Annotated in this window: 6 protein-coding genes and 1 pseudogene; 2 read left to right on the plus strand and 5 right to left on the minus strand. The window is 45.4% G+C overall.

What is annotated here, in order from left to right:
• A partial coding sequence (locus tag B157_RS38960; RefSeq protein ID WP_020603192.1) for a hypothetical protein occupies positions 1-275 on the plus strand: 275 nt, incomplete at its 5' end.
• A 196-nt stretch (positions 276-471) separates the two neighbouring features.
• Here B157_RS38960 and B157_RS0109985 read toward each other — a convergent pair.
• From B157_RS0109985 to B157_RS0110000, 4 genes are all read right to left on the minus strand, one after another.
• Positions 472-1,056: a DsbA family protein gene (locus B157_RS0109985; protein WP_020603193.1), complete on the minus strand. Its 585-nt coding sequence runs from the start codon at positions 1,054-1,056 to the stop codon at positions 472-474.
• A gap of 53 nt (positions 1,057-1,109) precedes the next feature.
• Complete coding sequence (locus B157_RS0109990) at positions 1,110-1,583, minus strand: nuclear transport factor 2 family protein (protein WP_020603194.1); 474 nt, start codon at positions 1,581-1,583, stop codon at positions 1,110-1,112.
• Positions 1,584-1,760: 177 nt separating this feature from the next.
• Complete coding sequence (locus tag B157_RS34930; protein WP_020603195.1) at positions 1,761-2,462, minus strand: YoaK family protein; 702 nt, start codon at positions 2,460-2,462, stop codon at positions 1,761-1,763.
• A 95-nt stretch (positions 2,463-2,557) separates the two neighbouring features.
• Positions 2,558-3,766, minus strand: coding sequence for an oxalate decarboxylase family bicupin (locus tag B157_RS0110000; RefSeq protein ID WP_020603196.1), 1,209 nt, complete (start codon positions 3,764-3,766; stop codon positions 2,558-2,560).
• 712 nt (positions 3,767-4,478) lie between these two features.
• On the opposite strand from B157_RS0110000, the gene B157_RS0110005 reads away from it, so the two are divergent.
• Positions 4,479-5,138, plus strand: coding sequence for a BON domain-containing protein (locus B157_RS0110005; RefSeq protein WP_020603197.1), 660 nt, complete (start codon positions 4,479-4,481; stop codon positions 5,136-5,138).
• Positions 5,139-5,283: 145 nt separating this feature from the next.
• On the opposite strand, the pseudogene B157_RS39325 reads toward B157_RS0110005, so the two are convergent.
• A pseudogene (locus tag B157_RS39325) lies at positions 5,284-5,566 on the minus strand (hypothetical protein); the annotation flags it as partial.

The raw sequence follows: 5,566 nt of genomic DNA on the forward strand, positions 1-5,566 counted from the left end.
GAGATGCCAAGCAGTTTACGGGTCTTTCTGATTGTCAGGCTCGTTCGGTCAACAAACTTGATTACCATTTTAATGCAGCCCTGAGCGCGGTTAACGTGGCTAAAGTTGAGCAGGGCGTTGGTCAACAACCCTTCTCGATGGCCACTATTAAGACGCTCTACCACAATCGTTTACTACTAGATCGTTTTTTTTCTATCTTACCCAAAGGCACTAAACTGGAGAAAAATGATCCTAGAGTGCGTCAACTTTATCACTTCGGCTGTATAGCCGCCTAAATATTGACTAACCATTGTTTTCATGACAAACCTGTTTAAAGTTTAGCAAAATATCCGAATCTGTTATTGTTAAGACCTGTCCAGTGTGCGTAGGGTTTGTAACTAAAAAGCCCTGCGATTCCCGGCCTTCTTTATTATTTTCTTTCGCAGGATTTCAAAAAAACAGGAAACATTAATGAAGAGCTACATCGCTTACTTAGCCATATTCTCCTTTCCCCCAATAAATCGTACCGCTTGCTGTGTCAACTTTGCTCAGAATGGGCCGCGTACAGCGGTTCATGTGAGAACGAATAATCGAACTTAGACGAGAGTGGGTCAATTTTCCATGAAACTGTTGTCCGCCCACAAAAAAAGTAGGCGTTTTGGTCACGCCAAGTCGATGACCTTCCTGCTGATCGTCTTCGATGCGTAGCAGTAGCTGTTCATCGTCTAAATCGTCAATAAATTGATTATAATTCATTCCTAACTGGATGGCCAGAATGGAAAGGGTGGTGCGATTAATAATCAGCTGGGTAAATAAAGCTTGAAACATGGGCCAAAAACACCCTTGCCGACGAGCGGATTCGGTAGCCAGCGCGGCCAGGGTCGATACTTCGGTTCGGTGATTGGGGAAATGGTAGAAAGTGTATGTAAGCTGACCAGGAAAGGCGTTGAAAACCGTATCAAGAAGTTCCCTGATGCCGCGGCATCGAGAACAGGTAAAGTCGCCAAATTCCATTAACTCGATGGTGTCTGCCAGTGGGCTTGTATAATTAGTGAAATTGTTAGGTAGTGAATTCATAGCCAGTTAAAATGTAGTTGTTACAAAAAGAGAAATTAAGCTGTAGGCAGAGGTTAATTGAGCGAGTGAAAAGCGAAAAGTGCTGATAAATCAGTAAGTTCCTGAGATTGATGCAGATGAATACTTACCTCGCCCATATAGTAGCGGACTCCAACGATCTGCTCCTGATGAATTCGGTAAAAGTGGGTAAATGGGGCTGTATACCAGAGTCCGCTCACTTCGTGCCGAAACTGATACTCGCCAACAACAGTGCCACCAATTGGGGAGCCAATTATCTCGTTAACAATTATATGCCAATCTGGGTAGGCACTGTCGATCTCCCGAATGTATCGGTCGTAGAAGTCCCGGCCTTCATAAACACCCTCGCAAGGATGCCCATTGGCCAGTTTCCAAACACAGCGGGGGTGAATAAACGAACCATCGGATTCTAAAATCCAGTCATTGAGCAACCGAACATGAAGATCGGCAACCAGTGTAACAAGGGAAGGCCCCAATAGCCTGCGGAGAAAATGGGCCAGAAACTTCATGGCAAATGGTTTTAATGAGAGATACGAAATGGTTTTCGATTGCAGCAGGTCAACGTCTGGACATTGAAGCCGTCACTCTGTTTTTTGGTTTAAAAACCAGCTTGATAATAGGGTAGTGGACGAACTGAATCCAAACGCCTATACTTTTTTTTGGTGGATAAAGAGTATAGGGTGGGTTTAGTACAAACTGAATGATAAACAATTAATCACCAGCCAAAAGACCAGTCCAGCCGGGATATAAGCAACGGCTAACCCTCCAGTTATAAATAGCAAGGCCCCGACCGTAGTGCCCACTACAAATCCAAGCAAAGCGATGCCATAACGGCTCATCTGGCACCGTAACAGGTTACGTTTCGTTTCCCAATTAGCACGCTTGTCAACTAAGACCGTGGATGAAAGGTAATTGAGCAGCCCAATAGAAAATTGGGTCAGGTTGGTAGTCATAACCGTCGTTGATACATAATCTGGGAGCCGCAGCCGTACCGCCGAGCTTTGCATAGCCATTGCCAGTACGCCAATTGCACCAACGAAAAAGATGTCCGTTTCTCGAAGTACGTGATGCTGAGTTTGCCGGTAATACCCTAAACCGGCGAACAGAAGCAATAAGCCGCCTTCGATCATTAATAGGATGGGTAAAACGGCTTTTACTCTTTTTCGCAGGATTGTATCCAACAGGGCAGTGATACTCCCTCCAATCAGGAATATGGGCAACAACAATAACCGATTAAACGTGTTCGTGACGGTATTAACCAGGGAGGCTCCAACTAATACTAAATTACCCGTTATCTGGGCCGTAAACAGGCCTGATAAAGCCAGGAAACCTACGGTATCCACGAAACCGGTAACGAAAGTTAAGATGAATGTGGTTTGACGTTCCATAAGCATGATTCTGACATGAGTGGACATTTAAGGCTTTCCCAAAGAAAACTACGGGCAAGAACTGAAAGCGGGAGTAGATGATTGTAACGTACTGTTTAGTCACGCTCTATCGCTTCTGTCCGTTTGTAATCGGGTTGGATAATAATGGCTTTGTTTTTACTGAGAGTGTTGGTAAAGGATTCATCTACGTTTAAATGGGCCTGAACTAATTCAGGCGGAGTCAGTGCCAGCCATTGATTTAATAAAATATCTACAAAACGGTCGCTGCGAAAAATCTCCAAAAAAATCAGGGGCGTATCGCCCGTGTTCTCAACGTAATGGCCCATAGCAAAAGGCACGTAGCCTACATCGCCCGCCCGGAAGTCGAAGGTCCGGGCTTTATCACTAGCGGTAAAGACGGTCATACGGCCTTTACCTTCCAGATAATATTGCCATTCGTCGGTGTTAGGATGCCAGTGCAATTCCCGAATGCCGCCCGGCTGAACTTCTACCAAAGCAGCCGCAATGGTTTTGGAAGCGGGGAAATTACCTGAATCGACTATTTTTACCTGACCCCCTGCCACCTTGATAGGTGCCTGCTGAGAAAGATGGTAACTGAACCACTGCGGAACCCGGCCATTGGGACTGATTACTTCATCATTGGCCAGCGTCTCTGGCGGAGCCGGAGCCAAAAAAAAGTATTTTTCTTTGGGGGGCAGGGACTCCAAAGTCTCAAGTGAAACCCCAAAGTTTTTTGCTACTATGTCGAGGGGCGTCCGGCTTAACCATTCAGAGACAAGAAACGTGTCATTCTCGGAAAACATCCCGTCGTCGAATACTAACAGAAATTCGCATCCTTCGGTATGGGCCTGAATGGAGTGAGGAATGCCTGCTGGAAAATACCATAAATCGCCAATTTTAACATCGTCCGCAAAATTGCGACCCTCACCGTCAACCGCCGTGATTCGTGCTTTACCGCTAATCATATAAGCCCATTCGGCCTGTTTGTGCCAATGAAGTTCCCGTACACCGGTTAGCTGCCCCGGCCTCAGGCGCATGTTAATGCCGGCAATTGTCGTTGAGACAGGCAATTCCCGGGCCGTTATTTCTCGGGTCCACCCACCTTCTTCAAGCCGGTTATGAACATTGGAGAATGAGAAATGTAAATTGGGAACGGTCCCTTTGTCTGTGATGGGAGGGATCAATAAATCGGGATTCTCGCGGTCACGACTCACGTCACGAGGGCCAGAATCGGTTCCGCCCCGGGTGGCATTCTGGGGCTGTGGGAGCCCGTTCCAAAATGCGTTTTCAATGTTAGTTTTCATATAATAAGGGTGATAGTTGTCAAAACCTTTTTAACGGACCAGTGCGTAAACGTATACATGAACCTGCGCCCGAGCAGGCCAGGTCACCAGCCATACACACAAATTATACGACGTGTTACCAGTAGAAAGCAACAGGAGGGCCAGTGTAGTGCAGTGTATCGGCTTAAGGCTAAAACTTTCCCTGGTGAACAAAATAATAACCATGAATACCAATACAAAAAACTATTTAACTATCTGTTTTACAGAACATTAATACATAATTACTTTCGATTGAGGTACTATTTTTATAGTAAAATTTCTTTACTTTTTGACTTATATTTTTCTCAGTTTGACCAACACTTTATATCCTGATTTCCATATGCCTACGGGAACTCTATTTCAATGGAGATGAATTGATGGAGTCTCCAATGGCATAGAGTCTTTCGGGGATTGACTTATCTGGAAAGTATCAACAGAAATAGCTTTATAGCCATTTTTAGCGGCAAAACGTGGCTTTAGTAAAATCTTGTCAATCTGTTCGATTTCTGGCACTTTTTTTTCATACTCCTTATTTAACCCGGTTAATCGCCGGGCTTTTCGCTCACCCTTATTAACCGCTTACCACCCGCTTCATCTACCAATGTGCGGGGTTATTGAGATTTTCAGAATTTTTTACTCTTTTATATCATACTTTTTTATTACTAATCATTTCATAGTTAACCTGTTGAATCGTATGAAAACCGATGCAGACGTACAGAGCGATGTTTTAGAAGAATTGCTCTGGGAGCCTTCCCTCAACGCGGCCAATATTGGTGCTGCTGTCAAAGACGGCGTCGTGACCCTTAGTGGTCAGGTAGACAATTATCTCGAAAAGTACAATGCTGAACAGGCTACCCGGCGGGTGGCAGGAGTGAAAGCAGTAGTACAGGACATCGTCGTCGAATTACCCGGCCAGAATGCCCACACCGATCAGGATATTGCGGAAGCCGCCGTGAATGCACTTAAATGGAATTCTTCTGTGCCATTGGATGCCATTCGTGTAAAAGTAGAAAATGGAGTTATCACGTTGCAGGGAGAGGTTGATTGGAATTACAGAAAGAAAGCGGCTGAAGATTCTGTACATTATCTGGCGGGGACAAAGGGCGTGATAAATTTAATCACGCTAAAACCCACGTTGTCATTCGGTGCTGCCGAGATTAAAGAGCGAATCAAAAAGGCACTCGAACGAAATGCGAATGTGGAAGCAAATGCCATCAGTGTAGAAGCAGTCAATAATGAGGCTATTCTTCATGGAACCGTACGCTCGTGGAGTGAGTACGACGCAGCCGAGTCTGCTGCCTGGGCCGCTCCCGGTGTCTGGCATGTAAATAACAACCTGAATGTTCTTGTTTAGGAGGTCATAAAGAATGTGTAGGTTGAGAGGTTGAGTAAATCGGAAAGAGCAGCCTGAATATGGGCTGCTTTTTCATAGAGAACCTTTCAAATTGGAAATCAGCGGTGCTCCTTTCCAATTCTCATCACCCTGTAAAGGAGGAGCCCTAAGTACAGGACAAAAGTGGTACAAGGTGGCCAACAGGTTGGCCTTTAAGGATTCTATCGCGCAGTTCATCTAAACCGTGACGGAATAAACTAAACAACGCTTGGCATCGGCCTGTCAAGTTGCGGGTTGGTATTTTATGACCCGCTTTGATGAGCCACTCGCCCGTTTCAAGGGCCCAAATCAGACTCATTGACAAGATAAACAACAGCCGACGAAGGCGATGATGCTTGGTTAGGCCACACCCTTCTAAATCAAAGCCTCTGGATTTGAAGGCACCAAAC

Source organism: Spirosoma spitsbergense DSM 19989, from assembly GCF_000374085.1.
In the GTDB taxonomy this organism is placed as follows: Bacteria; Bacteroidota; Bacteroidia; order Cytophagales; family Spirosomataceae; genus Spirosoma; species Spirosoma spitsbergense.